The sequence below is a fragment of the Roseibium sp. AWQ4_290 genome (assembly GCF_056160985.1).
Genome location: NZ_JBSWYG010000003.1, coordinates 104,761 through 130,608, shown reverse-complemented (window position 1 = coordinate 130,608; position 25,848 = coordinate 104,761). Strand labels below are relative to the sequence as shown.

Annotated in this window: 21 protein-coding genes; 12 read left to right on the top strand and 9 right to left on the bottom strand. The window is 62.9% G+C overall.

Going from position 1 to position 25,848, the window contains the following annotated elements; all coding sequences use genetic code 11:
- Positions 1-81: 81 nt before the first annotated feature.
- The 12 genes from ACXAH0_RS04300 (at position 82) to ACXAH0_RS04245 (ending at position 11,714) form a co-directional block, all read left to right on the top strand.
- Positions 82-1,050 carry an ABC transporter permease gene (locus ACXAH0_RS04300; protein WP_475174077.1) on the top strand — a complete coding sequence of 323 codons (969 nt, stop codon included), beginning with the start codon at positions 82-84 and terminating at the stop codon, positions 1,048-1,050.
- Complete coding sequence (locus tag ACXAH0_RS04295; protein ID WP_475174227.1) at positions 1,050-1,895, top strand: ABC transporter permease; 846 nt, start codon at positions 1,050-1,052, stop codon at positions 1,893-1,895. Before ACXAH0_RS04300 ends, ACXAH0_RS04295 begins: the two co-directional genes overlap by 1 nt.
- Positions 1,892-3,520: an ABC transporter ATP-binding protein gene (locus tag ACXAH0_RS04290; RefSeq protein ID WP_475174079.1), complete on the top strand. Its 1,629-nt coding sequence runs from the start codon at positions 1,892-1,894 to the stop codon at positions 3,518-3,520. Before ACXAH0_RS04295 ends, ACXAH0_RS04290 begins: the two co-directional genes overlap by 4 nt.
- 36 nt (positions 3,521-3,556) lie before the next feature.
- Positions 3,557-4,594: a histone deacetylase family protein gene (locus tag ACXAH0_RS04285; RefSeq protein WP_475189343.1), complete on the top strand. Its 1,038-nt coding sequence runs from the start codon at positions 3,557-3,559 to the stop codon at positions 4,592-4,594.
- Between the two features lie 142 nt (positions 4,595-4,736).
- The gene (locus ACXAH0_RS04280) at positions 4,737-5,444 is read left to right on the top strand and encodes a GntR family transcriptional regulator (RefSeq protein WP_475189341.1); all 708 of its coding nucleotides are present in this window, start codon (positions 4,737-4,739) and stop codon (positions 5,442-5,444) included.
- Between the two features lie 5 nt (positions 5,445-5,449).
- Positions 5,450-6,454: an ADP-ribosylglycohydrolase family protein gene (locus tag ACXAH0_RS04275; RefSeq protein WP_475189339.1), complete on the top strand. Its 1,005-nt coding sequence runs from the start codon at positions 5,450-5,452 to the stop codon at positions 6,452-6,454.
- Positions 6,451-7,353 carry a PfkB family carbohydrate kinase gene (locus ACXAH0_RS04270; RefSeq protein ID WP_475189338.1) on the top strand — a complete coding sequence of 301 codons (903 nt, stop codon included), beginning with the start codon at positions 6,451-6,453 and terminating at the stop codon, positions 7,351-7,353. The genes ACXAH0_RS04275 and ACXAH0_RS04270 overlap by 4 nt, the downstream gene beginning before the upstream one ends.
- A gap of 61 nt (positions 7,354-7,414) precedes the next feature.
- Positions 7,415-8,449, top strand: coding sequence for an ABC transporter substrate-binding protein (locus tag ACXAH0_RS04265; RefSeq protein ID WP_475189337.1), 1,035 nt, complete (start codon positions 7,415-7,417; stop codon positions 8,447-8,449).
- Positions 8,450-8,522: 73 nt separating this feature from the next.
- Positions 8,523-9,392, top strand: a complete 870-nt coding sequence (locus ACXAH0_RS04260; protein WP_475189335.1) for an ABC transporter permease — start codon at positions 8,523-8,525, stop codon at positions 9,390-9,392.
- Positions 9,389-10,174, top strand: a complete 786-nt coding sequence (locus ACXAH0_RS04255) for an ABC transporter permease (protein WP_475174090.1) — start codon at positions 9,389-9,391, stop codon at positions 10,172-10,174. The genes ACXAH0_RS04260 and ACXAH0_RS04255 overlap by 4 nt, the downstream gene beginning before the upstream one ends.
- Entirely contained in the window at positions 10,174-11,184 is a 1,011-nt protein-coding gene (locus ACXAH0_RS04250; RefSeq protein WP_475189333.1) for an ABC transporter ATP-binding protein, read from the top strand. Before ACXAH0_RS04255 ends, ACXAH0_RS04250 begins: the two co-directional genes overlap by 1 nt.
- Positions 11,181-11,714, top strand: a complete 534-nt coding sequence (locus ACXAH0_RS04245) for a cysteine hydrolase family protein (protein ID WP_475174095.1) — start codon at positions 11,181-11,183, stop codon at positions 11,712-11,714. Before ACXAH0_RS04250 ends, ACXAH0_RS04245 begins: the two co-directional genes overlap by 4 nt.
- 5 nt (positions 11,715-11,719) lie before the next feature.
- On the opposite strand, the gene ACXAH0_RS04240 is transcribed toward ACXAH0_RS04245, so the two are convergent.
- The 9 genes from ACXAH0_RS04240 to tsaE form a co-directional block, all read right to left on the bottom strand.
- A complete protein-coding gene (locus ACXAH0_RS04240) occupies positions 11,720-14,245 on the bottom strand; it encodes a hypothetical protein (RefSeq protein WP_475189330.1) in 2,526 nt (841 codons plus the stop codon).
- Positions 14,246-14,396: 151 nt separating this feature from the next.
- Positions 14,397-14,789 carry a VOC family protein gene (locus ACXAH0_RS04235; RefSeq protein ID WP_475189327.1) on the bottom strand — a complete coding sequence of 131 codons (393 nt, stop codon included), beginning with the start codon at positions 14,787-14,789 and terminating at the stop codon, positions 14,397-14,399.
- Positions 14,790-14,864: 75 nt separating this feature from the next.
- Complete coding sequence (locus ACXAH0_RS04230) at positions 14,865-15,476, bottom strand: trimeric intracellular cation channel family protein (protein WP_475189515.1); 612 nt, start codon at positions 15,474-15,476, stop codon at positions 14,865-14,867.
- A gap of 85 nt (positions 15,477-15,561) precedes the next feature.
- Entirely contained in the window at positions 15,562-16,215 is a 654-nt protein-coding gene (gene grpE, locus ACXAH0_RS04225) for a nucleotide exchange factor GrpE (protein ID WP_475189324.1), read from the bottom strand.
- 247 nt (positions 16,216-16,462) lie between these two features.
- Entirely contained in the window at positions 16,463-16,783 is a 321-nt protein-coding gene (gene trxA / locus ACXAH0_RS04220; RefSeq protein ID WP_475174102.1) for a thioredoxin, read from the bottom strand.
- A gap of 85 nt (positions 16,784-16,868) precedes the next feature.
- Entirely contained in the window at positions 16,869-20,393 is a 3,525-nt protein-coding gene (gene addA, locus ACXAH0_RS04215) for a double-strand break repair helicase AddA (RefSeq protein ID WP_475189321.1), read from the bottom strand.
- Positions 20,390-23,533 carry a double-strand break repair protein AddB gene (gene addB, locus ACXAH0_RS04210; protein ID WP_475174105.1) on the bottom strand — a complete coding sequence of 1,048 codons (3,144 nt, stop codon included), beginning with the start codon at positions 23,531-23,533 and terminating at the stop codon, positions 20,390-20,392. The genes addA and addB overlap by 4 nt, the downstream gene beginning before the upstream one ends.
- Positions 23,534-23,540: 7 nt before the next feature.
- Complete coding sequence (locus ACXAH0_RS04205; protein ID WP_475174107.1) at positions 23,541-24,275, bottom strand: nucleotidyltransferase family protein; 735 nt, start codon at positions 24,273-24,275, stop codon at positions 23,541-23,543.
- Between the two features lie 41 nt (positions 24,276-24,316).
- On the bottom strand, positions 24,317-25,840 hold the full coding sequence (gene tsaE, locus ACXAH0_RS04200; protein WP_475189318.1) for a tRNA (adenosine(37)-N6)-threonylcarbamoyltransferase complex ATPase subunit type 1 TsaE: 1,524 nt from the start codon (positions 25,838-25,840) through the stop codon (positions 24,317-24,319).
- Between the last annotated feature and the right edge of the window lie 8 nt (positions 25,841-25,848).

Genomic DNA, 25,848 nt, shown 5'->3' with positions numbered 1-25,848 from the left:
CCTTTGCGGCACGCCGCCCCTTTGCCGGGTCTTGGCGCAAGGCCCCTGTTTCGTCCGGATGACAACAGGCCCACACAGCTCATGCTTCGTTTCATCGCTCTGCGACTGGTCAAGGCGGCGTTCATCCTGATCGCCATCGTGACTTTGAATTTCTTTCTCATTCACGCTGCCCCGGGCGACCCGGCTGCTGTCATGGCCGGGGAAGCCGGGGCGGCCGATGAAGTGTTCCTTCAACAACTCAAGGAACAATTCGGCCTCGACAAACCGCTCCTGACCCAACTTGGGATCTATCTCGGCGGGATCTTGAAATTTGACCTCGGCTATTCGTACCGCCAGCAGATGCCGGTTCTGGATCTGATCCTGCAGCGGCTGCCCGCGACCCTTCTTCTGACCGTCACCGCTTTCGTGATTTCGCTGGTTTTGGGAACCCTTGCCGGGGTGCTGGCTTCCATGCGTGCCGGAAAATGGTCCGACACGGCCATTTCCACGCTGGCGCTCCTGTTCTATGCCACGCCGCTCTACTGGATCGCGCTGATGGCCGTGCTTTTGTTTTCCGTCCAACTCAACTGGCTGCCCGGCTTCGGCTATGAGACCGTAGGCGGCAATTTTACCGGTCTGGACCGGGTCCTGGACATTGGCAAACACCTGATCCTGCCGGCCGGCACGCTCGGCCTGTTCTTCATGGCCGTCTATATGCGCATGACAAGGGCCTCCATGCTGGAGGTCAACACGCTGGATTTCGTCAAGACCGCACGGGCCAAGGGACTGCGGCCCGGTGTGATCCAGCGCCGCCATGTCTTGCGCAATGCCATCCTGCCTGTTGTTACTCTGGCAGGTCTGCAGGCGGGCCAGCTTGTCGGTGGAGCCGTTCTGACCGAAACCGTCTTTGCCTGGCCGGGCATTGGCCGTCTGATGTTCGAGGCCCTCGCCCAGAGGGACTACAATGTGCTGCTCGGCGTCTTCTTTGTGTCCGCCGCCATGGTGCTCGTCTTCAATCTGGTGACCGACATTCTCTACCGGATTGTCGACCCGAGAATCCGGGTGGCATGATGCGGAGCTTCTGGAGCCAATTCAAAACCAACAAGGGCGCCGTCGCCGGCCTCGTCATCCTGACCAGCGTCATCCTGATCGCCTTATTCGCCTCGGCGCTGTTTCCGCAATCTCCTTGGAAAATGGTACAGCGGCCCTTCCTGCCGCCCCTGAGCATGGAGGCCTTTCCCCTCGGCACGGATGCACTCGGGCGCAATGTGCTGTCCGGACTGGCCCATGGGGCCCGGGTCTCCCTGCTGGTCGGCCTGACCTCAACGTTGGTCGCCCTTCTGATCGGCATTCCGATCGGTGCACTTGCCGGTTATTTTGGCGGCCTGGTGGATGACGCGCTGATGCGCTTTACCGAGTTCTTCCAGACCGTGCCGAATTTCGCGCTTGCCATCGTGCTGGTCGCGATATTCGAACCGAGCGTCTATTCTATTGTCGGTGCCATCGCGATTGTCAGCTGGCCGCCCGTCGCCCGGCTGGTACGCGGCGAGGTACTGGCCCTGCGCTCACGCGAATATGTGGAAGCGGCGATCCTTTCGGGACAGAAAACCCGGAACATTATCCTGCGCCAGATCCTGCCAAACACCTTGTCGCCAATTATTGTTCTGGCCTCACTGATGGTTGCAACCGCCATTTTGCTGGAATCCTCCCTGTCCTTTCTCGGACTGGGCGATCCCAATCTCATGTCCTGGGGCTATATGATCGGCGCGGCCCGCACCGTCATCCGCCAGGCCTGGTGGCTGTCCTTCTTTCCCGGCATTGCCATCGTGGTAACGGTTCTGGCCCTCAATCTGATCGGCGAAGGCCTGAACGACGCCTTGAACCCTCGACTTTCCAGAAAGGGGAGAAAGGCATGACCCGGGCCGCTGCGCTCTTGACCATCAAGGACCTACAGATCGCCTTGCCGACAGGCGCCGACCGGCCCTTTGCAGTGGACGACGTCTCCCTTGACCTGCATGCGGGAGAGATCTTGTGCATTGTCGGGGAAAGCGGGTCGGGCAAGTCCATGTCCGCCAATGCCATGATGGGGCTCCTGCCGGAAGGTGTCCATCCAACAGGCGGCGAGATTTTGTACGAAGGCAGGGATCTGCTCAAAGTGCCGGAGTCGGAGCTGCTGAAGCTCCGGGGCCGCAAGATTTCCATGATCTTCCAGGAACCCATGTCGGCGCTGAACCCGTTGATGCGCATTGGCGACCAGATTGCCGAAGTCTTTGAGGCCCACGGCCTTCTGAGCAAGAAAGAAAGATCTGCGCGCGCGGTTAGCCTGTTAACCGAAGTCGGCATTCCAGAACCTGACAAAGCGGCCAAGGCCTATCCGTTCCAGCTTTCCGGCGGTCAGCGCCAGCGCGTCATGATCGCCATGGCCCTTGCATTGGAACCGGACATTCTGATCGCCGACGAACCGACGACGGCCCTTGACGTAACCACCCAGGCGCAGATCCTTGAGCTCATCCGGGATCTTCAGAAAACGCACGGCATGGCGGTGATGTTCATCACCCACGACTTTGGAGTTGTCGCCGAAATTGCGGACCGTGTTGCGGTCATGCAGCTTGGCAAGGTGGTGGAGAGGGGCACGGCAGCCAAGGTGCTGGATCATCCGGAGCACAGCTACACCCAAAAGCTGATCGCGGCGATCCCCCGGCTTCAGGCAAAGCGGAAACAGGCCGCACCGGCCGGAAAGCCGGTTCTGGAAGTGGTCGGCCTGAGCAAGCGTTACACCTCCGGCGGTGGCCTCTTCGGCGCCGCCCGCAGGGTGGTGCAGGCGGTCGACGGGGTCGGCTTCCGGCTGGCTGAAGGGGAAACCCTTGGCATTGTGGGGGAAAGCGGGTCGGGCAAATCCAGCGTCGGCCGCTGTCTTGTTCGCCTGATGGAACCAGATGCGGGTGCCGTGCTTCTGGGCGGGGACGACATGGCCCATTTGCGCGGCGAAAGACTGCGCGCTGCGCGCAAGTCGATCCAGATGATCTTTCAGGATCCCTTCGCGTCCCTGAACCCGCGTTCCAAAGTCGGCCGCATCCTTGCCGACGGACCGATCGCCTATGGCACCCCGAAGGCCGAGGCATTTGCAAAAGCCAGGGAGCTCCTTGATCTGGTTGGTCTGGATCCGGCGGCTAGCGAGCGCTATCCTCACGAGTTTTCCGGCGGGCAGCGGCAGCGCATCGGTATTGCACGTGCACTTGCCCTGAACCCGAAAATCATCATTGCCGATGAAGCCGTCTCCGCGCTTGATGTCTCGATCCAGGCGCAGGTTCTCGATCTGCTCGCGGATCTTAAACGCCGCCTTGGACTCTCCCTGGTGTTCATCACCCATGACCTAAGGGTGGCCGCCCAGATCTGTGACCGGATCGCGGTCATGCAAAAGGGACAGATCGTTGAGCTGAACACAGCCTTCGAGATTTTTGAAAACCCGCAATCTGCCTATACCCGGTCTCTGATCGATGCGATCCCCGGACGGGAGAAGGACCTTGCAGCTGCCGTTTGACCGGGCGGCCACCACTTTTCAGGAAGGCGAGACCTGATGAAAGCGATCTTCGACGAGCGTCAGCTCAAACATAATCCGCAACGGTATTTCCGCCGGGGCGCCTATATTCCCCATCCGGAGCAGCCCGAACGGGCCGTCCTTTTGCGGGACATGCTGCTCCGGAACGGGTTCGACATCGAGGCCCCAAAGGACCATGGCCTTACGCCCATTCTGGCTGTTCACGACCCCGACTATGTCGCATTCTGGAAAGATGCCTATGACCGCTGGTGCGCGGAAGCGGGCGATGCCGAACCCATCCCGACCTATCATCCCGGTCACAGGCCTGGCCGGGTGCCCGCGTCGATTTTCGGCCAGCTCGGCTGGTATGCAACCGACACCTCTGTTCCTCTGACCCAAGGCACCTATGAGGCGGTCTATTGGTCCGCCCAGACAGCCATTGAAACCGCCCAACGGGTTCTGGACGGGGACCGGATGGCCTATGGCCTGTGCCGCCCGCCGGGCCACCATGCGCTGAAGAACGGGGCGAACGGGTTCTGCTTCTTCAACAATGCGGCCATTGCCGCAAAGGCGCTTCAGAAACGCTTCAGCAAGGTCGCAGTGTTTGATATCGACACCCACACGGGCAACGGCACCCTCGATATCTTCTATGATCAGGCGGACATTTTTGTCTGCTCTCTGCATGTGGACCCGGCACACTATCCGACCTTCTATCTCGGTTATGCGGATGAAACCGGCGAAGGCGCCGGATATGGCACCAGCTTGAACCTCCTGCTCTCCCCCGGTGCCGATGAAGCCGTCATCCTGGAGCGGTTTCACGAAGGGATCACAGCGCTTGAAACCTGGGGCGCAGAGGCACTCGTGATTTCGCTCGGCTTCGACATGGCCCGGGACGATCCCCTGTCAGTGGTCGGCATGACGGGCAACGGCTTTGAGACCATGGCGCGCAGCATCGTGCGCATGGGCCTGCCCACCGCCCTCATTCAAGAAGGCGGCTATCTCGGCCCGTCCCTCTCCGGCAATGCCGAACGCTACCTGACCGCAAGCCGGGACGAATTGGCCAGGCGGGCCGGATAGGGCAAGCGGCGGCCTCGGAGCTTCTGCTTGCCGCCTGTTTACGCATAAATATCAGCTACTTTGAAAGCATGGCAAAAATTTATGCAGCTCAAAGGGTGACAGACCTGTCTGAACCTGTCTAAAATTAAGACAGGAGGACCACATGCCGCACATGTCTCCCAAGACCAAACCGGAACGCATTGCCCGTTTGCTGGAAGCTGAAATCCGCTCCGGCGCGCTTCCCGACGGGGAAGCTTTGTCGAGCGAGAACGCGCTTGTGGAACGCTTTGCCGTTTCAAGGAGCACCGTGCGCAAGAGCCTTGGTATTCTTGCTGCCAAGGGCCTGATCAAGACACGGGTCGGCATCGGTTCCTTTGTGACCTATGGCGGCGCGGTGATCGACAGCGACCTGGGCTGGAGCCTTGCCCTGTCCGATACCGGCGCCACACTGACAACCCGCATTTTGTCCATAACCCGCCAGCCGATGGATCTGGACGCGCCCGGCTTTGCAGCTGGTGATGTACTCGCCGTCGACCGGGTGCGGGTCCATGAGGGGCTCGGACAGACGCTGACACTGGAGCGGGCCCGGGTGCCCTGGCAGCCGGATTTCGCAGCCCTTCCGGACAAAGGACTGGACAATGGCTCCTTGAGCCGGACCCTGGACCGGTGCGGCCTCCGGCCTGCATCGGGAGAAGAATGGGCCAATGTGCTGCCCGCGCTCTGCGAGGCAGATGCCCGGGTGATGGGCCGCCCGGCGGGAGAGCCCATGCTGCGTCTGCGCCGCCTGACCCGCACAGCAGAAGGGGCCGTCATGGAATATGTGGAAAGCCTGCTCGATCCGGCCCTGTTCGGGCTGCATATGGAGTTTTGACCCGCATGAGCGAGACCGGCATCACGGCGCGCGCCCGCGCCACCTTGATGGGACTTGCCATCGGCGATGCCCTTGGCATGCCGTCCCAGACCCTGCCACGCGCGGAAATTGCCATGCACTATGGCCGGATTGACGGGTTCATGGCCCCGTTTGCCGGCCATCCCGTGTCCCACGGACTTGCGGCAGGCCAGGTAACGGATGACACGGAGCAGACCCTGCTGCTGGCCCGGCGTCTGATTGCAGACCCCGGCCGGTTCGATGAAGCGGCCTGGGCACAGGACCTGCTGTCCTGGGAACAGGACATCCGGGCCAAGGGACTGTCCGATCTGCTTGGCCCCTCGTCCAAAGCCGCCATCAAAGCCCTTCTGTCCGGCACCGCGCCGGAGGAGACCGGTAAAAGCGGCACCACCAATGGCGCGGCCATGCGCATCGCGCCGGTCGGCATCATGACCGGGCCGGACATTGAGACCCTCGTTGCCCGGACCGCCCGCACTTGCCGTGTCACCCACAATACCGGCGAAGCCATTGCCGCTGCCTCTGCGGTCGCCATGACCATTTCCTGCGGGATTGCCGGACAGGACCGGGACACGGCTTTCAAGAAAGCCCTTGCGGCCTGCCGCGCCGGACAGGCATGCGGCTATCCTGCCGGAGAGCCCGACATGGCTGGCCGGATTGAACTGGCTCTGGAGCTGGCTGCGCGGGGGAGCGAAATGGCCTTGATCGCAGGCATCGGCACATCGGTCGCCAGCCGGGAAAGCGTGCCTATGGCCTTCGGAATTTTGCAGCTGGCCAAGGGAGATCTCTGGCAGGCCCTTCTGATCGCGGCCAATGCGGGGGACGATACCGACACGATTGGCGCCATTACCGGCGCTTTGGCCGGTGCCCTTGGCGGTACCATTCCGGATGCCGCACAAGCCACGGTCCAGGCCGCCAATCACCTCGGCATCGATCCGCTTGTCCGGGATCTTCTGGCCCTTCGGGCAGCCTCCATGAATGGGGCCGCTGCATGAGCCTGCTTTTGCAAATGAGCGCTCCGGTGGTGGACATGGTCTATGCGGTCAAAGCGCTGCCAGCCTCCGGAACGGAAGCCGAAGTGACCGGTTTTAGCGTTACACCGGGCGGTGGTTTCAATGCCATGGCCGCAGCACGCTCTGCCGGAATCCCGGTCCGCCTGGGCGGCTCGCTGGGCAGCGGGCCTTTGGCTGCGCTCGTGACGCAAAGCCTCGACCAGCTGGGCATTTCCCGGGCCCGCCCACCTCTCGAGGGCATCGACCAGGGCTGCTGCACCGTGCTGCTGGAACCGGATGGAGAACGCAGCTTCCTCAGCGCACCCGGTGCTGAAGGCCGGATCGCGCCCGAAGACCTCGACGGAATCGCCCTGGAAGAGGTCAGCACCGTTCTTCTTTCCGGCTACACGCTCACCCATCCGGGCACCTGCACCGCGCTTGCCAGGTGGGTCGCTGCGCTTCCCGCCCGGATCACGGTGATGTTCGATCCCGCCCCGGTGGCCGCCCGTCTTGAGCAGGCTGTTCTCGGCCCGGTTCTGGGCCGGGCCGACTGGATTAGCGCCAACCGGCACGAGGCAGCGGCCATAAGCGGAGAAACCGCGCCAGACAAAGCCCTTTCCTCACTTGCCGCGGGGCGGCGCGGCGCGCTGCTACGGGACGGGGACAAGGGCTGTCTGCTAGCCACGGGAGAACAGATCCTTCAGTTTCCCCCGCACAAGGTGACCGCCCTTGACACCAACGGTGCCGGAGATTGCCATATCGGCAGCTTTGCCGCCGAACTTGCGCGCACCGGCGATCCGCTCCAGGCGGCCCGCTACGCCAATATCGCTGCAGCCTTGTCCACCACCCGCACCGGACCTGCCACGCCCCCCGCGCGGGAGGAGGTCGCAGCTCTGCTTTAACTTCAAAACAAGAGGCCCGCCAGACAGAAGCGGCCCGATGACCTTCACAAGGAGACACCAGATGAAAACAGTCCTGATTTCCCTTTCTGCCCTGGCTCTTATGGCCGGGAGCGCCGTCGCGGATGAAATCCGTGTCCTGAACTGGCAGGGCTACGGCACGGACCAGTCCTTCGCCGTGGAGCCGTTCGAAAAGGCCACGGGCCATACGGTCGTGCATGAATATTTCAACTCCGAACAGGAGATGCTCACCAAGCTGCGCACCAATCCGGGGGCCTATGATGTGGTGCTGATCAACTCGATCTACACCCAGCAGGCCGCATCCGAAGGCCTGATTGAGCCGATCGACACGACCAAGGTGCCGAATTTCAAAGGCATTTCGGAAAAGTTTGCCACCGATCCGCAGCTGGTCCCGGACGGCAAGGTCTATGGGGTTCCGTGGGTCTGGGGCCTGACCTCCTTCGCCATCAACACCTCGGCCATGTCCGAGGTGCCCGACACGCTGGAAGCCCTGTGGGACCCAGCCCACAAGGACCGGGTGGCGATCCGCGATGATGCGGTTGAGGCCATGCATTTCGGTGCACTGGCAACGGGCCAGAACATCAATGACATTGAAGACCTGGACGCAGTGAAGGCAAAGCTGGAAACTCTTCTGCCAAACCTGCGCACCTTCTGGAGCAGTGAAAACGACTGGAACCAGTACATGGCCGCCGGCGAACTGGATCTTGCCACCTACTGGTCCGGATCTGCGGCCCGGTCCATCGGGTTAGGGTTGCCTATTGAATTCGTGGTGCCGAAGGAAGGCGCCATTGGCTGGCTTGACGGCCTGTCCCTGCCGGCCACGTCGGAACACAAGGACGCGGCGCTGGAATTCATCAACTGGATGATTGATCCGGCCTTCTACACCGTGTGGGACAAGGAAGGGGCCCCGGCCTCGGCCAATGCGGACGCGGCGGCGGCCCTGCCGGATGACGCCTTCAACAAGCGCGTTCTGGGCGATCCGGGTGTGGCTGCCCGTGTCCAATTCATGGCCCCCATCTCGGACGAGACCCGCGAGAAATATCTTGAACTGTGGCAAGGCCTGAAGGCCGCGCAGTAGTCCACACATGCTCTGCGGACGGGCCGGTCAGATCCCGGCCCGTCCCGCTTCCTGACCTCCGCGACGCAAGGACATGCGCATGGCTGAACTCACGTCCGCGCAGGACCGAATGCGCCTCGCAGCGCATCTGTCCCCCGCATATCTGTGGCTTCTGGTGGCCGTCTTCCTGCCGCTTTCGGCCATGCTGTTTTTCAGCTTCCTGACCGACCTGCCCCAGCAAACGCCCGACTGGGCATTTACGCTTGAAAATTATGACCGGTTCCTGACCAATCCGACCTATGGCAAGCTGTTGTGGAAGTCGCTCACCCTGGGCCTGACCGTGACCTTGCTGTGCATTCTGATCGGCTATCCCTGCGCCCTGGTCCTGGCCCGCACGATCCGGGGCCGGGCCCGCGAAACCCTGTTCCTGCTCGTGATCCTGCCCTTCTGGTCCAATTCCCTTGTGCGGATCTTTTCCTGGGCCATCGTGCTGCGCGGCAACGGGGTGCTGGAGCGCAGCATCGAGTTTTTCCTACCCTTCGACATCCGGTTGAACCTGATGTTCACCACCACGGCAGTGGTCATCGGCCTGGTCCACAGCTACCTGCCCTATGTGGTGCTGACCTCCTATCTGGCGCTTCAGGCGGTGGACGATGATATCATCGAGGCGGCCCGGTCCATGGGCGCGTCAAAACTGACCATCCTGCGCCGCCTGCTGTTGCCGCTGTCCATGCCCGGCCTGCTGGCCGGGGCCATGCTTGTCTTCGTGCCGGTAGTCGGCTCCTTCATGGAACCGCGTATTCTCGGCGGCCGGGTCGGCACCTATTACGGCACGGTGATCGAAGACCAGTTCGTTGCCGTCTATAACTGGCCGCTCGGCGCGGCCCTCTCCTTCATTCTGCTGGCTGTGGTGCTGCTGATCCTTGCCTGTGCCAGCCCTATCCTGCGGAGGGCCACCCCATGAGACCTTCTCTGCTATCCGTGCTCGGCCGTCTGTGGCTGGCCCTGATCCTGGTGTTTCTCTATGCCCCGATCCTGGTCATGGCCGCCATGTCCCTCAACGCCTCGCCCTTCTATCAGCTGCCCTTCGACTTTTCCTGGACCTGGTATCAGAAGATGGCCGGCAACGATCAGATCATTGCGGCCGCGATCCGCTCCATCCTGATTGCCATTGCCACCACCGTGATTGCCACCAGCCTCGGCACCGCCGCTTCCATTGCCCTCTTCCGCTACGACTTTCCGGGCAAGCGGGTGTTCCAGGCGCTGCTGTTTCCCCCGATTGCCATTCCCTGGCTGATCACGGGCACGGCCATGCTGATCTTCTTTTTCTTCATCGGCATCGGCCGGGGCACACCGGCGGTCATCATCGGCCATGTGGCCCTGGCCCTGCCCTATGTCATCGTCACGGTGACGGCCCGCCTGTCCAGCTTCGACATTGCCCTGGAAGAGGCTGCCCGCTCCCTTGGGGCCAGTTCCCTGACCGTTCTGCGCCGGGTGACCCTTCCCTGGATCTCGCCGGGCATCGTGGCAGGCGGACTCTTCGCCTTTGCGGTCAGCTTCGACCAGTTCGTCGTCAGCTACTTTCTCTCCAAACCGGGGGACAGCACCTTGCCGGTGCTGATCTATACCGCGATCCGCAAAGGCTTTACGCCGGAGATCAATGCGATTTCCACCCTCATCATCACCCTGTCCATGGGGGTCATGTTCCTGGCCACCCGCAAGTCCAAATTCGCAGGAAGCCGCTGATGTCCCTTGTCGACGTTCAAAATGTGACCAAGACTTTCGGCCGCGTGGCGGCGCTGGACGATGTGACCATCCGTTTTGACAATGGCGGTTTCTTCGCCCTGCTCGGCCCGTCCGGCTCCGGCAAGACCACGCTGTTGCGCACCATTGCGGGTTTCAGCTTTCCAGACACGGGCAGCATTCGTATCGGCGAACACAATGTTGAGCGAGTGCCCGTGGAGAAGCGGGACATTGGCATGATGTTCCAGAACTACGCCCTTTTTCCAAACATGTCCGTCGCCGACAATATCGGCTTCGGCCTGCGGGTACGAAAAGTTCCGGCTGCGGAGGAAAGGCGACGGATCGCAGAGGCTTTGGAACTGGTCCAGCTCTCGGGTCTTGCGGACCGCAACCCTGCCCAGTTGTCGGGCGGTCAGCGCCAGCGTGTCGCGCTCGCCCGCGCCATCGTGACCAATCCAAAGGTGCTGCTGCTTGACGAGCCCCTGTCTGCGCTCGACAAGACCTTGCGGGTCGACATGCAGATTGAACTCAAACGCATTCAGCGCGAAATCGGCATCACCACGATTTTTGTCACCCATGATCAGGAAGAAGCGCTGACCCTGTCCGACCGGATCGGGATCTTGAAAGATGGGCGCATTGTCCAGGCCGGTCCCCCCCGCGAGGTCTATGACCGGCCCGCCGACGCCTTTGCCGCCAGCTTTCTGGGCGAAGCCAACTGGCTTCCCGAAACCCGCCTTGACGGGCTGACCCTGCCCGACCGGCCGGGGCCGAGCCGGTTCGCCGTGCGCCCGGAAGCCCTTGCCATTGGCACGGCCCCTGTCCCCGGTCACAATGCCATTCAGGGGCGTTTGACCCAAAGGGTGTTTGCCGGGGCTATGGCCACCTGCCTGATCCAGGTGGAGGATCAGGACTGGAAACTGATTGCCCGGGACCGGGATATTCCGGAACTTGCCGGAGACGGTGATGTCTGGCTCAGCTGGGCGGTGGAAGACACGATTGGAGTGCCCGCATGACCGACTGGCTGGTGGTGATCGACATGCAGCCCGGCTTCGGTCATCCCGACAGCCCGTGGTGCACGCCGGGCTATGAGGTCTGCGCAGAGAAAATCGGCCGGATGGTGGACGGCTATGGCGAAAAGGTCCTGTTCACCCGTTTTGTGCCCCCCGCCGAACCCGTGGGCGCCTGGCAGGCTTACTATGAGCAATGGCCCTTTGCCTTAAGCCCTGAGATGCGCTGGGTCTGGGAGCTCGACCCGCGCTGGCAGGACCGGCCCAGCGTCACCAGCCACCGCTTTTCCAAATGGCGCGAACTGGAAGCCGTGCTGCCGGGGGACGCCAGGATTACGTTATGCGGCGTTGCGACCGATTGCTGTGTTCTGGGGACCGCCGTCGAAGCAGTGGATGCGGGCCGTCATCTGCGCCTTGTTGCGGATGCCTGCGCCGCAGGCAGCCAAGGTCTGCACGAAGGGGCCGTTGCCGTCATGGCCGACCGCGCGCCGATGCTTAAGATCACGTCGACGGAGACTGTTCTCTCGGGCGAATAAGGGCATCAGTCCGCCGGCAGATCCCGCAAAACGGGCGGGGCCGTGAGGCCGGATGCATCCGGCCAGAGGCTCCCGGCAAACTCCGTCCCGGCATAAAGGGCATTGGCCAATGTATTGGCAACACGGATGGCCAGATGATGCTCGCCCTTTGCCAGGAGGCCGAGTTCAAAGCGGAAAGGTGCGTGGTGGCGGCGCCCGGCCGGATGACTGTTCAAAAAGACCTCCGCAACACAGGCCACACCGGGCAGGTCCAGCATCAGCGCCCTGTCTTCGTCCAGCACAAAGCGGCATTCATAGAGCCCGGTTCCGGACCAGTCTGCCAGCCCTTGAGCCTGCCAGCCCTCATCAACCCGGATCGGTCTGATCTCGTCTCCTCTTGCCAACGTCCATCCGGTGTCCAAGACCTGGAAGGCGGGACCGGGCGTTGGATGGGCAGAGGGCAGCCAGACCCTCCCGGTCTCCGCCCGGATTGACTGCAAGCGCAGACAGCGTAACTCCTGGGGTGCCAGCCGGACATCAAGCCTTCTCGCCGCCGGGATATCACTTTCCAAAACAGCAAGCCCCAAAGAGGACAGAACAGTGGCTTCGCCCGGCTGATCGCTTTCGTTCAAAAGCACCACCTGCCAGTGTCCCGCAGCATCCCGTCCAGCCAGCAAGGCGCGGACGCCCACCCCTTTTTCCAGCACCGGCACGTCCTGCGGGAACAGGCCGGACACGGATACCGGCGGCTTTCCAAGCACCGGGATCTTCAAATCTGCGAGGCGCGCGCACAGTCCCGGGGTTTGAAAGGTGATTTCTCCGGGCAGAGCTACCGCCACGATCTGAGATCCGAAAAGCTGTCCGGTGCGGCAAAGGTGATCCAATCCGGCCTCGTCGCAGATGAGAGGCCGGTGGCCATGGGCCAGCAGCTGTTCGCACCAGGCCCCGAAAGCAACACCATGGGCATGGGCCGGACCTTCGCGCAAGGCGGTCTCATACGGATAGACCAGTGCGACCTGCGGCGGCGGGCTTGCCGCCTCCAAAAACCCGGCCAGCCTGCCCGCCTCTTCCGAAAGGTCTCCCAGAACCGGCCACCAGGGCTGAAGATTATAGCCCGGCGGAAAATCGAATAGCAGGGTTTCAAGCGGCTCCGGTGGCCCGTCTCCGAGGCTGTCGCAGCGGCCGCCTCCGGCATAAAGCGCATGCAGGATGATCCGGCTTGCCCCCAGCATGTGCAGGCGCAAGAGCTGGCTGCGCAGGGCCGCAGGCGTCAGTTCCCATTGGCCTGCGGCCCTGCGCGGTGTGCGCTCTGCGGTCAGATAGAGTTCCGTCCAGCAGCCCCTCCGCCCGCTGGCTCTGGCAAGACTGTCCCCCAGGAGCGGAGCAAGCTGGGCCCCCAGATTGTTGGCATCAACAGCCGTTTCGTCCCGCCAGCGGTCCAGACCAAAAAAATCCGCCGCCATTGCCACCCGAGGATCAATGCCGGAAAAGCCGCCATTCAGCGCAAAGCTGCCCACATGAGGCAAAATCTCATGACCCGTCAGCGTCAAACCATGACGGTCACAAAATCCGCGAACCGGCTCAAAAAACGCCTTCTGCATCATTGTGTTGAGCAAATGGTAGGCCCGGGCGCGGACGGGACCGGCGTCGGAACCGTCCAAGAGCGCAGCCAGCTGGAGCGCCACAGACCCGTCAGCGGCAAGGGCGTCCGCAAAGGCATCGCTCCAGGGCAGGCTGTTGCGCAAATTGCCATAGCGGCCCGGCCAGTCGTAAAGGACAGGGGCCGGCTGATCGAAAAAGAGACAGTCCACGGTTGTGCCCAAATGGGGGCCGAGCGCGTCCGCATAGGGCTGAAGGCCAAGCTCCACAAAACGGCGGCCCGCCTCCGGCAGGAGATAGTTGATGATCCGCGAGGTCCGCACACGGGCGCGGGCAAAGACCATCCAGCTGGCCCCAGGGGGCATGTCCCACACCAAGCGGACCGTTGCCTGCTGTGCATCACACGATTCAAGCCGAACGCCGGAGCTGATGTCTTGCGGCGCTTTCCCCGGCTCCTTGAGCACAGCGGCCACCACGCTCCAGTCCTCGAATTCCGGAGTGCCGCTCTCATGGATCCAGGATTGAACCGCCGGGCCAAGCGCTGCACCAAGCGTTGCCCTGATGCCGTCGATCCGGATCTCCCGCGCCGATCCACGAGCCCAGAAAACATGGGTCTCTCGCAGATGATCCGCGCTTGCAACGGTGCGCCCCCCGGCCTGGCCACTGGTCCAGGCATAGTCATCATAAAGCCCGGCCGTGAGACCCAGCCCAGCCATGAGGTCGACCGCCTTGCGATACGCCGTCAGCCAGGCGTCAGACAGGTAGACAGGCCGCGGCAGGGAAAGCCGGGCCTGAATATAAATCCGCTGAAAGCCCTGCGCCCGGAACCCGGCCAGCTGCGCTCGCATGTCCTCTTCAGAGGGCAGCGCCCCCCAGAACCAGTAGGCATCCAGACGACTCTGGCCTGAGACAGGCAGCTTGCCGATCCCCGGCAATTCAGAAGACTGTGGCATGGGTCAGGTTGGTCGTGGGACGAAGAACATGCGGTCGGACAGTGGGGGCTGGCAGTGGGACGCCAGGCAGTGGGCGGGCCAGCTTGAAGCTTGCGGGCCTTCACGGTTTGAGCGGGCCCTCCCGGTTTGAAACGACACCCAGCCTCGCCCCTCAGCCCGCCATCTCGCTCGGGGTCATCCAGCCCTGAACGGCGCCGCCAGAATCTTTCAACAGGGCAATCCGGCCAATTCCGGCCACATCAAAGGGCGGGCGGATGACTTCGCCGCCATGGGCAAGCGCCAGTTCGACACGCTCATCCACATTGTCAACGGCCACATAGCTCATCCAGTGATCCGGCATGCCGTCATAGTCTGGCCCGGCCATCGGGAAGATGCCCCCCACCGGCGTATCGCCGAGAGTAGCCAGCGTATAGACAGGACCCTCTTCCATGGGCATGTCGGTGAAGGTCCAGCCGAGGGCCTTACCGTAAAACGCCTTGGCTTTTTCCGTGTCCCGGGTCATCAACTCATTCCAGTAGAAAACACCATGCTCAACCTGAACCATACCGGCCTCCCTGCCGTTTGGCTGCGTCCGGCCCGCTGAAAGAGCACACCGCGCCGGATCAAATACCGAAAAAAATCAGGTTTCTTTCTTGGCACGGTAGCCGGGCAGCGTCCAGTCCCTGAGGATCGCCCCTCCACGCAGCACCAAGGCCAGCGACGCTCCGGCAACGGCCGCGCCAGTCTGCGGCAGTCCAAGAGCCGACAGGGCCACAAAACCGCCCGCTCCGGCAAAGGCGGCGCTGACATAGATTTCCGGCTTCACAATGGAGGACGCTTCCCGGGCGATCGTGTCCCGGAAGACGCCGCCAAAGGTGGCGGTCGCAACGCCCATCAGCACAGCCACCAGCATGGTGTCGCCCACGCTCATCGCCTTGGCCGCCCCCATCACGGAATAGGCAGACAAGCCCAGCGCATCCGCCCAGCGCAAAGGTTTGTTGAGCTGTTCGATCCAGTGGGCGAAGAACCAAAGGAAGATGCTGACCATAAGGCAGACCAGCAGATAGGCCTCATTTTCCACCCAGAAGACCGGCACGCCCAGAAGCAGATCCCGCAAAGTGCCGCCGCCAATGCCGGTCATTGTTGCAAAGAACAAAAGCGCAATGAAATCGAGCTTCTTTCGGGAGGCGACAATACCGCCGGTCATGGCGAAGACGGCCACGCCCAGATAATCCAGCACCTGTAGCAGCATCATCGTCTCCTTGGGCGAAAACATAAAAGCCGCCCGGAGCTTAACTCCGGGCGGCTTTTATAGAAGTCTTCGGGAAGGCGCTCCGTCAAGCGCTCTTGTCGACCGTCTGCCCTGCGTCGCCAGCGGTCGTGTCCTCGGCTTGTCCGGCCTCTTTTGGCGCCTCTTTCGGGCCGCCCTTGGAGACCCCGACCAGGGCCGGGCGCAACACCCGCTCGCCAATCACATAGCCCGCCTGAACGATCTGCACGACCGTGTTGTTCGGCACTTCGGTATTCGGCACCTCAAACATGGCCTGGTGGAAATTCGGGTCGAATTTCTGACCTTCCGGGTCCAGCTTGCGCACGCCGTTCTTTTCCAGCTGGTTGAGCAGGTCCCGTTCGATCATTTCCACGCCTTCAATCAGCGCGGCCACGCCCGCATCGGCGTTCTTGCGGTCTTCTTCGGGCAGCGCTTCCAAAGCCCGTCTCAGGTTATCGGAGACGGTCAACATGTCGCGGGCAAACCCGGACACCGCATATTGGCGCGCGTCCTTAACTTCCTTTTCCGTCCGGCGGCGCAGATTTTCCATCTCCGCCATGGTTCTGAGAGCCCGGTCCTTGAGCTCGGCATTTTCGGCTTTCAGAGCCTCGGCCGGATCGGCTGCTGCCATCTCCGCCGCTTCGGGCTGAGAGGCCGCAGTGTCCGTTTCCGGGGTCGCGTCAGACGGCTGGTTTTGCGGAGTTTGGGTCTCGTCACTCATGGGTAATCCGTTTGGCTCTAGAGCGTGTCGCGTTCATCGGATTGCAAACTGCTTGTCTTTTGCGTTCAAATCTCTGATGTCAGGCAGCGAAAGACAAATCCAATCAAACGTGATTTGCTCAAATCTGTATGCGAATGCTTATAAGACCGGTTGCAAAGAATTCAAAGCAAATCGGCGGGCGGGCGCAAAGCCCGTCCGCCGGATGCAATCATTTGCTCCGCAGCCGGCCAGCGGCAGCAGAACGACCTCAAAGAGCGCTCTTGATCCAGTCGGAGAGCTTGCCCTTCGGAGCCGCGCCAACCTGAGTTGCCATCGGCTCGCCATCCTTGAACAGGATCAGCATCGGGATGGAGCGGACGCCGTATTTCATCGGCATGTCCTGGTTCTCGTCGATGTTGAGCTTGGTGATCTTCACCGCACCGTCCATTTCCTCGGAGATTTCCTCCAGAGCCGGAGCAATCATCTTGCACGGGCCGCACCATTCGGCCCAGAAGTCGACGACCACCGGACCGTCGGATTTCAGAACTTCTGTTTCGAAGGAGGCGTCGGTGACTTGAGTTGTTGCCATATCAAGATCTCGTGGTTTGCGTTCAGACGCCTACCCGATGTAAGCGTGCCAGTTGGCCAGAACGTAGGTAGCGGCAGGCCCGCCGTCAAGCCGGACGGCCATCCGGCTTCAGTCCGGAGAACGTCCGGTCCAGAATATCGGACGGGATTTGCATCAAGGCAGGTGTAGAGGTCCACAGGAGATAGGCCTCGATCTCCCGCTCCGGATAGATCTGGGCCAGTAATTCCCTGTAAACGGCAAGCTGCGCCCGGTATTCCAGCGGCACGGCCTCAGCGGTCTCCGGAGGGCGCAAGTTGGTCTTGTAGTCGACAATCACAACCCGGTGACCATCGACAAGCAGGCGGTCGATCTGGCCGGAGACTTCCACCTCGGTGCCGTCAGCGGCCCGAATCGTTCCAACCAGCGGCACTTCCGCCAGCGCGCCCTCTCCAAACAGCGGCGCGAAGCTAGGGGCCGTCAAAACCGCTTCGATTTCACTCAAGAGCGCGGCACGGTAGCTGGAAAACGCGGGGGCAAGCTCCTGATCCAAAAACCGCCCGGCCGCCGGAAGGCGCTCGCTGTCGGGAAGATCGGGCAGCAGTTCCAAAAGCCGATGCACCAGCCGCCCCCGCTCCAGTGGCCAGGATGCGGGCTGGGTGCGCGCTTCCAGCCGCGAGACTGCCGGCACCGGATCAACCCCGTCCTTTTCCTCCATCTCTTCAAAGGCCTTGGAGGGCTGCAGCCGCTTTTTCTTTGGCAGCGGCGCCACCGGCTCTGCCAGCCAGCCCGGCATGGTTTTTTCCGCCTCTGGCCCGGCACCGCCGGACGGGGCCGGGCGCCCTTCGCTTTCGGCCGCGCTGTGCGGGTCTGCCTCTGCGCCGCTTTTCTGCCAGCGCCAGGCGAGCACCTGACCATCCGCCGTGATGATCTCCTGCGCCTCGGGCTTCAGGGCCCGTTCCACCAGGGAATACCAGCATTCTGCATGGGCCCCGCGCTTCGGCTCCCAGCCGCACACAATCAACCGGTCCTCGGCACGGGTGAGCGCAACATAGAGAAGGCGGCGGTATTCTTCCGCCTGATCGTCCCGGAGCCTGGCAACGGCCTCCTCGTGCCAGTCCATGCGGTCTGCCTTGGGCGGCAACCAAACCAGCGCGGGCGGCAGAAGATCGTTTTCAAGGCGTGCACGCGGCAGGAAAGACGGATCATGGAGCGCGCTGACCGGAGCGGCACCCGGATCCACCAGAATCACAATCCTGGCCTCCAGCCCCTTCGACCCGTGGACGGTCATGATCCGAACCATGCCCTTGGTATTGGTCAGCTCGCGCTTGATTTCCGTGGGCGCTGCGGCGATCCAGGCCAGAAAGCCTTCCAGCCCCGGGGGTCCGGCCTGTTCATAGGCAATGGTCAGCGCCAGAAACTCGTCCAGCACGTCATTCACCTCAACCCCGAGCCGGGCCCGGAAGGCCTTGCGGCCACCATCAGCCCCCAGAAGCCGGGCATAAAATTCATAAGGCGGTACGAAGTCGGCGCGTGCACGCCAGTCTTCCAGCCTCGCCCGTACGCCCTGCCATAGCCCGGACGTTTCCGAACGTTTGACCAGCATCTGCCACAAAGTTCCGGGACGGGCCTTGTCCGGCGTCTCCCGGGCCACGTCCAGAAGCTGGTCGTCATCCAGATTAAACAGCGGGCTTTTCAGGACGGCGGCCAGGGAAAGATCATCTTCCGGCAGCAGCAGAAAACGGCCAAGGGCAGCCAGGTCCTGCACCGCGATATGATCGGTCAGCACAAGCCGGTCGCTGCCGGCCGCTGGAACATCCAGCTCCTTGAGTTCCCGGTTCAGCGCCTCCACAAAAGGGCCGCGCTTGCGCACCAGGATCATGACATCGCCCGGATCGGCAGTTCCCTCGCGCATCCAGCGGGCAATTTCCCGGGCAATGCGCCTGGCCACTTTCAGCATCGGACTGCCGGAGCCGACATGATCTATCGGCAGCCGCCAGTCATCAGGCGCGTCGGTTTCCGCCTCCGCTTCCAGCGGCCACAGATCCACGATGCCCGGATCCCGCCGGATCGCCTCATGAACCGGTGCGGCAAGCTCCTGGGACAGGCCCCGGTAGGCGTCCTCGTCCCGGAACACCCGGTCAACCGCCCCCAGCACATCCGGTGTGGAGCGGAAGGACAGCTGCAGATTGACCGAATGAAACTCACGGTCCGCCGCCTCGGCCTGACTGGAAAACGCCCGGCGCATGGCGTCGAAATAGGCTGGAACCGCGCCTTGGAACGAATAGATGGACTGTTTTTCGTCGCCGACCGCAAACAGGGTGCGGATGCGCTCATTGGCACCGGTCCCGGCAAAGAACTCGGAGGCCAGCGAAGTGACCACCTCCCACTGGCGCGGGCTGGTGTCCTGGGCCTCATCCACCAGTATATGATCCAGTCCCTGATCCAGCTTGTACTGGACCCATTGGGCCGCATCCGATTTCTGCAACAGCGTGGCCGTCTTCACGACCAGATCCTCAAAGTCGAGATAGCCTCTGGCCGTCTTGGCTTTCTCATAGTGGCGGATGACCCCGTCAGCGAGGCGCAGCAGCGAAGCCGTGCCCTCAAAGGTCGCGATCTTCCGCCGGGCGCTGAGCAGATCCAGCAGCCTGACCTGTTCCGCCTGCAGCGCTTCGACCATCTCCGGAAAGCTGGCGGCAACCTTCTTGGTGGCCAGCGCTTTGCGCGGTTCCAGTTTCGAGGTCAGAAAGACCGCCTGCCATGCGGTGCGGAACGCCAGCGGATCGCTGATCCTGACCGCTTCCACCAGATCCAGCGCGCGCTGCTGGTCCGTTTTCGTGCCTGTGTTGAGGGCTTCGGCATAAGCCTGGGCCAGACGCAGGTCGACTGGGCAGTCCGCCTTGAACCTGAGATCAAACTCCGCCAGGGTCTCTCCCGGCGTGACCTCCAGCAGCGCGGCAAGATCCGTCAGGGCGCCCTCCAACCCGCCCGCATCCACTGTCCAGCGGCGGAAGGCATCGCGGTTCTGGATGAGTTCTTCCAGCGCCTTTTGCGCCCCGCCATCGCTCATCAGCTCAATGACGGCAGTCAGCGCGTGGCCCGGAAGGCTGTCCGGCTCCGTTTCGGCCCGGTGCAACACACTGGCGCGGGCTTCGGCCATCAGCTCGGCCGCCACCCGGTCATCCAGAACGGAAAAATGACCGGCCACATTGGCTTCCAGGGGAAACTGGTGCAGCAGCGCTTCGCAAAAGCCGTGGATGGTCTGGATCTTCAGCCCGCCGGGGGTTTCCAGTGCCCGGGCGAACAGACGCCGGGCCATGGCCAGGCGGGACGCATCCGGCCGCCGCCCCTCGATATCCTGCAATTCGGCGGCCAGGGCCTCGTCTTCCAGGGTCACCCAGCCGCCCAGGATACGGAAGACGCGGGTGGCCATTTCCGCAGCCGCCGCCTTGGTGAAGGTCAGCGCCAGAATGCGGCCGGGGTCCGTGCCGTCCAGAAGCAGGCGAACGACCCGGCGCGACAGGACAAAGGTCTTTCCCGAGCCCGCATTGGCGCTCACCCAGGCCGATGCACGCGGACGCGACGCGAGGTCCTGCCTTTGCCGGGTCAGCTCGGGGATCTGAAAGCCGCTCATCCGCTCTCCTCCCCGGACAAGGCCCATTCCTGGGTCCGCGCCAGATGGTCATAGTCGCCATCCATCATGCGCTCCTGCAGGACGCGGGCGCGGGACAGATAGCCGGTGTCTTCCCTGGCATAGTGGGCGATCAGCTGTTCCAGCCGCTGCCAGGCATCTTCGATCAGCTCTTCCAGTTCCGTTTCCCTGGGATTGCGGCACGCTTCCACCACCGGCTCCACACCGCCTTTAAGCTGCAGATACAAAAGCTCACTCACCGGTCGGTCCGCCGGAACATCCTTGAAGCCGAACCGCCTGATCATGGCTGCTTCCAGCGGCAACTGCGGGGAGAGCAAAGCATCCACCTGCTTTTGCGAGGGAACCTGTCCGGTCTTGTAATCGACCACGGACAGGCTGCCCGATGTGAGACGGTCAATCCGGTCGGCCCGCCCGCGCAGGCGGAACGGAAAGCCCGGCAGGGCAAGGTCCACCCCGCCGCCGATTTCCAGAAACCGCTGCTCCACCGCAGCAGAACGAACAGCCTCAAACGCCACAACGCCTGCAGCGATCTTCTGGAAACGGGGCCACCATAGCGCCCGGATCGCCGGGAAGGCGTCGAGCGGTTCAAAAAGCTCTTCGCCAATCCCGGTCAGGGCGGCCACAGCCGTGTCATCAAAAGGCCCGGTCCAGGTGGCCAGAAACTCGGCGAGCGCATCATGAATGAGGTTGCCCTTGTCGGCAGCACCCGGCTCGCCGCCAATGGGGTCGACCGGCTGCAATTCCAGAATGTGACGGGCGTGAATGGCATAGGGGTCGCGGATCAGCCGCTCGATTTCCGTGATCGACAGGGTGTGCGGGCGCGCGGCCAAAGACGGCTTCGGGCATGGCCGCAGCGCCGGACGCACGGGTCCGGAAGGCTGGTCCAGACGGGCTGCAAGCTCCGCATAGACCGCCCCGCGCGCCACCATGGCCTCTGAAATCTCAGGCCCTGCAAGCGTTGTCAGACGCTGCAGCCAGCGGGAGGCCACAGTCGGCGCGCCATCGACACGGCCAGCCCGGGACAAGAGCACCCGCTGCGCACCCATCCCTTGCGCAAAGTCATGGGCCGCTGCCCCGAGGCGGCGTTCCGGCGGTTCCAGGCCGATATCCCGTTTCATGGGCCGGTTCAGCCACGGATCATTACGCGTGCGCTGGGGCCATGTGCCTTCATTCAAGCCGCCCAGGATTGCGACATCGAAGCTCTGCAGCCGGGCTTCCATGGGGCCGAGGATCTGCACCCTCGGGTCTCCCGGCAGCCGCCGCCGCACAGACTGGCCCGCCATCAGGGCCGGAAGAACGGTTGGCCATTCCCCCGCCGGAAAGGACAGGCCACTGGTTTCGCCGTCCAGCAGTGCGGAAAAGAACTGGGCCAGCGCCTCGCCCGCTTCCCCGGCATACAATTCCGACATGGACCCGGTTTCGTCACAGGCAACGGCCTGAACAACCTCGACCTGACACCGGGCCAGCTCGGAAACGGACACAGGGTCGGCCTGACCCGCCAGCGCCTCCAGCGGCGCAAGGGCTTTGCCAAGCCGCTCCACCAGAGCGGCCATGACCTCCCAGTCGCCGTCATGGATCTTTTTCCAGCGCGGCGTATGGGCCTTGCCCACCTCCAAACGGCTGGCCTCGATCGCCTCCAGAAGCCCCTCCGTGCCCGGCCGGGCGCGTGGGCCCCGCACCACCCCCCGCTCCAGCGCCCGGGCGGCTGAGCGGATATCCTTGAAGGGCAGCCCAAGGCGGGCCAGGGGATGTTTCAAAAGGGACAGAAGGTCAATCGGATCACAGCCGCCCAACGCGAGTTTGGCCGATAGCAGTGTCAAAATGGCCGGGGCGGTCTGATCGAGCGGGCGGCCCGCACTGTCATCCACCTGAATGGACCAGCGCGACAGCTCCGCCGCTACCCGGCGGGTCAGCATCCGGTCGGGCGAAATCAGGGCTGCGGTCTCACCGCGCTCCACGCTTTCCCTTAAGGCAATGGCAAGACTGAGCGCTTCATCCGCTTCGTTCCGCGCCACAAGAAGGGACACATCTTTCAGGGCCTCCGCCCTCATTTCCGTTCCGGTCTCGCTCAAGAAGCCCGTCCAGCCGTCGGAGGTATCAGCCGGGCGCAGGGCTTCAGACACCAGAACTTCCCGCTGCGCCAGAGCGGCGGGAGGCTGCGGACCGAGTTCCCGGATCGCGGAGCGGTCCGCCCCAAGCCGGTCGAGCAGTTGCTTCAGCGAATATTGCGGATGGGACGGCAGCGTTGCCGGGGCTGGCTGGCCCGGCGCAGCCTTTGCAGGGGCGCTGCGCAGGCCGAGAGATTGCCAGGACCGGTCATCCAGATGCCGGTCGAGACCGGGCAGCACAATGGCCCCCTGCTCCAGCCCGGCGACCGCTTTCAGCAGCGCGGCTGTGGCCGGAACCGAGCCGGTCACCCCGGCGACAATCACAGGCCCCTTCGGTGGGGTGGCCACAAGGCGCTGCGCTTCCCTCCGGATCAGGGCGGAGCGGCGCGCCTTCGGGTCCATCCGGCCGCATTCGGCAAGATGGGCAGGCCAGGCCTCCTGGACAATCTTCAAAAAATCCAGCGTGATCTGCCAATAGCGGGCAAAATCTTCAGGCACCAGCGCGGTCAGGTCCGACCAGTTCGCCTCTTCGGTCTCCACCTCATCCATCAGGGCCAGCAGATCAGAGGCCAGCCAGGCCGCATCCGCTGTTGAGGCGGGCACGCCCAGGGGCTCGTCGGTGCGCAGGCTCAAGGCTTCCCGGCGCAAGGTGCCCTTCCAGGCTTTCACCAGCCGGGTCATGGCCAGATGCCGCTCCAGAACGGGCATGGCAGGCGGCAGGGCCTCCAGATCCGCCTCCCCGCTCAGGGCCTGCACATCCTCGTCCGCATCGCCCACCGGCCGGATAGCCGGCAGCAGCACCGGGCGGCCGCCAAAACGCTCTTGAAACACCTGGGGCAACAAGCGCGCGGAGCGGCGCGTCGGCACGTAGAGCGTCACAGTGGGCAGAAGCTGCGGCGTCTGCAGCGGGCAAAAGCCGGGGATCAGGGAACCGTCGGCGAGCGTATCGACCAGGGTCTTCAGAAACGGGACGGAGGGCGGAACGGAGAACAGGCCTGCGCGCGGCGGGTGCATCGCGGTCTCAGGCCGCGCTCTCGCGCACCGCATATTCCGCTGCGCGAATGGCATCGGGCGTGCCGATATGCAGCCAAAGCCCTTCCATCTGAACCCCGAACAGACGGCCCGCTGCAATGGCCTTGTTGAACAGCATATTTATGGAGAATGGCTCGTCCTGCGTGCCTTCAAACAGGCGCGGATGCAACAGGGCCGCCCCCGCATAGGCAAAGGGTGTGACCCCTTTTTCCAGACGGCGGGTCAGACTGCCATCCTTGGCCATTTCGAAATCGCCCCGGCCCGAATAGCCGACGGACTTGACCGTTTCGGCCACCAGAAGCAACGCATCCATGCGCGCCTCGTCCCAGGCATCGATCATGTGTTCCAGGTTGGGCTTGACGCCTTCTATCCAGTAACAGGTGTCCGAATTCAGCTGGAAAAACGGCTCGTCGCCCAAAAGCGGCAGCGCTTTGCGGATGCCGCCGCCGGTTTCCAACAGGCGGGACCGCTCATCGGAAATGAGGATGTCCATATCGCTCCGGCGGCGCACATGGACTTCCACTAGATCCGCCAGATAATGGACATTGACCACGCAGGTTTTCACGCCCGCAGCCGCCAGACGGTCCATGCCATGGTCGATCAGCGCCTGGCCGTTGACCTCGATCAGCGGCTTCGGGGTGGTGGCGGTCAGAGGGCGCATGCGCTTGCCCATTCCGGCGGCCAGGATCATTGCTTTTGTGGGTCGGAACCGCGATGTTGTCATACGCTCACTCAAATGCTTCCCTGCGCCCGGCCAATCAAATCTCACCGCCGGAAGCGTGCATAGCCTTCTTTCAAATCCGTCACTCCCGGCCTGTCAAGCACCCGGTCGAGATAGCCTAGCATACGCGGCAAATGGCTCAAATAAGCCGGCTTATTATCCCGCTTCGCCAGACGCACGAAGATGCCGAGGATCTTCGAAATTCTCTGGGCGGCCATGACCCCGTAGGCTTTCGCAAACAGGTCTCTATCGGGCCCTTGCTCTCTCTGCCTCGCCATCAGATAAGCCTCGTAGAGCCTTGTTTCCAGTGCGGCATCCACATCTGTGCGCGCATCGAACAACAGGGCGGCGACATCATAGGCCACCGGCCCTCTTACCGTGTCCTGCAGATCGATCAGGCCAATGCGGTCAAGGCCGCTGGCGCCGTGCTGCCACAGAAGATTGGGAGAATGAAAGTCCCGCAGGACCCAGCCCTGCTGGGCCTCTGCGATCCCGTCCAGAGCATGCTGCCAGAGGCTTTCAAAGGCCTGCCGCGTCTCCTGTGTCGCGTCCGCCCCGGTCACATGGGGCACATACCAGTCCAGAAACAGAGAGGCTTCTGCAATCAGTGCCTCCTGGGAATAGTCCGGAACGGGATAGACGCTGCCGCCGGGAAGGCTGACCTGTTCAGGCCAGCTTTCACTATGCATCCTGGCCAGAAGCTCCACCGCCGCCAGATACCGGTCCGGATCCGGCTTGCCATCCACCAGAACGGTTTCCCGGCCCAGATCCTCAGACAGGACAAGCCCCTGGTCCGGAGCCGCCGCATAGATCTCCGCCGCCCGGAACCCCCGTTTGCGCAGCTCGGACCCGATCGCCAGAACCGAACGGCAGTCCTGTGCCAGATGAACCTTTGCCATATAGGTGCGGACCTCTTCTGAGACTGCCCCGTCGCGGAAAGGCCAGTTCATCAAAATGGCAGTGCGCCCGTCACCAGTCACTGTTTCGAAACTCCGTAAGGACGCATCTCCAGCCAGATAGGCCCGGGATGCGCCACCAAATCCTGCTGTTTCCAGAAAATCCCGCATCTCCAGCGTCCGGGTGACGCGTGTCTGCCAGTCCTGATCGGAGGAAACGAACGTAAGGGCCCGCTCTTCGCTGTCCGCATCCGGCTGGATGATCTGGATCCAAAGCGCGGTCTCCGGCAGCAATGCCTCTGCCTTTTCCGGCCACTCGATCAGCGCCGCGCCCGTCTCCAGCAGGTCCTCAAGACCAAGTTCTTCCAACTCTTCCGGCTCTTCCAGCCGGTAAAGGTCGAAATGGGAGAGTTCACAGCGGGGCAAGGCATAGGTCTGAACCAGTGTGAAGGTCGGGCTGGGCACTTCCAGCTCCGGCTCTTCGGCAAAGGCCCGGATCAGCGCCCGGGTGAAGGTGGATTTTCCGGCGCCCAGATCTCCGGACAGGCACACGGTATCGCCCGGCTTGAGGATCATGGCAATGTCCCCGGCCAGGCGGGCCGTAGCGCCCTCGTCGGGAAGATTCCGTGTCAGGAAAGAGGCTGGAAGCTGCCGCAGCCGGTGGTCTGCCATGGGCGGGT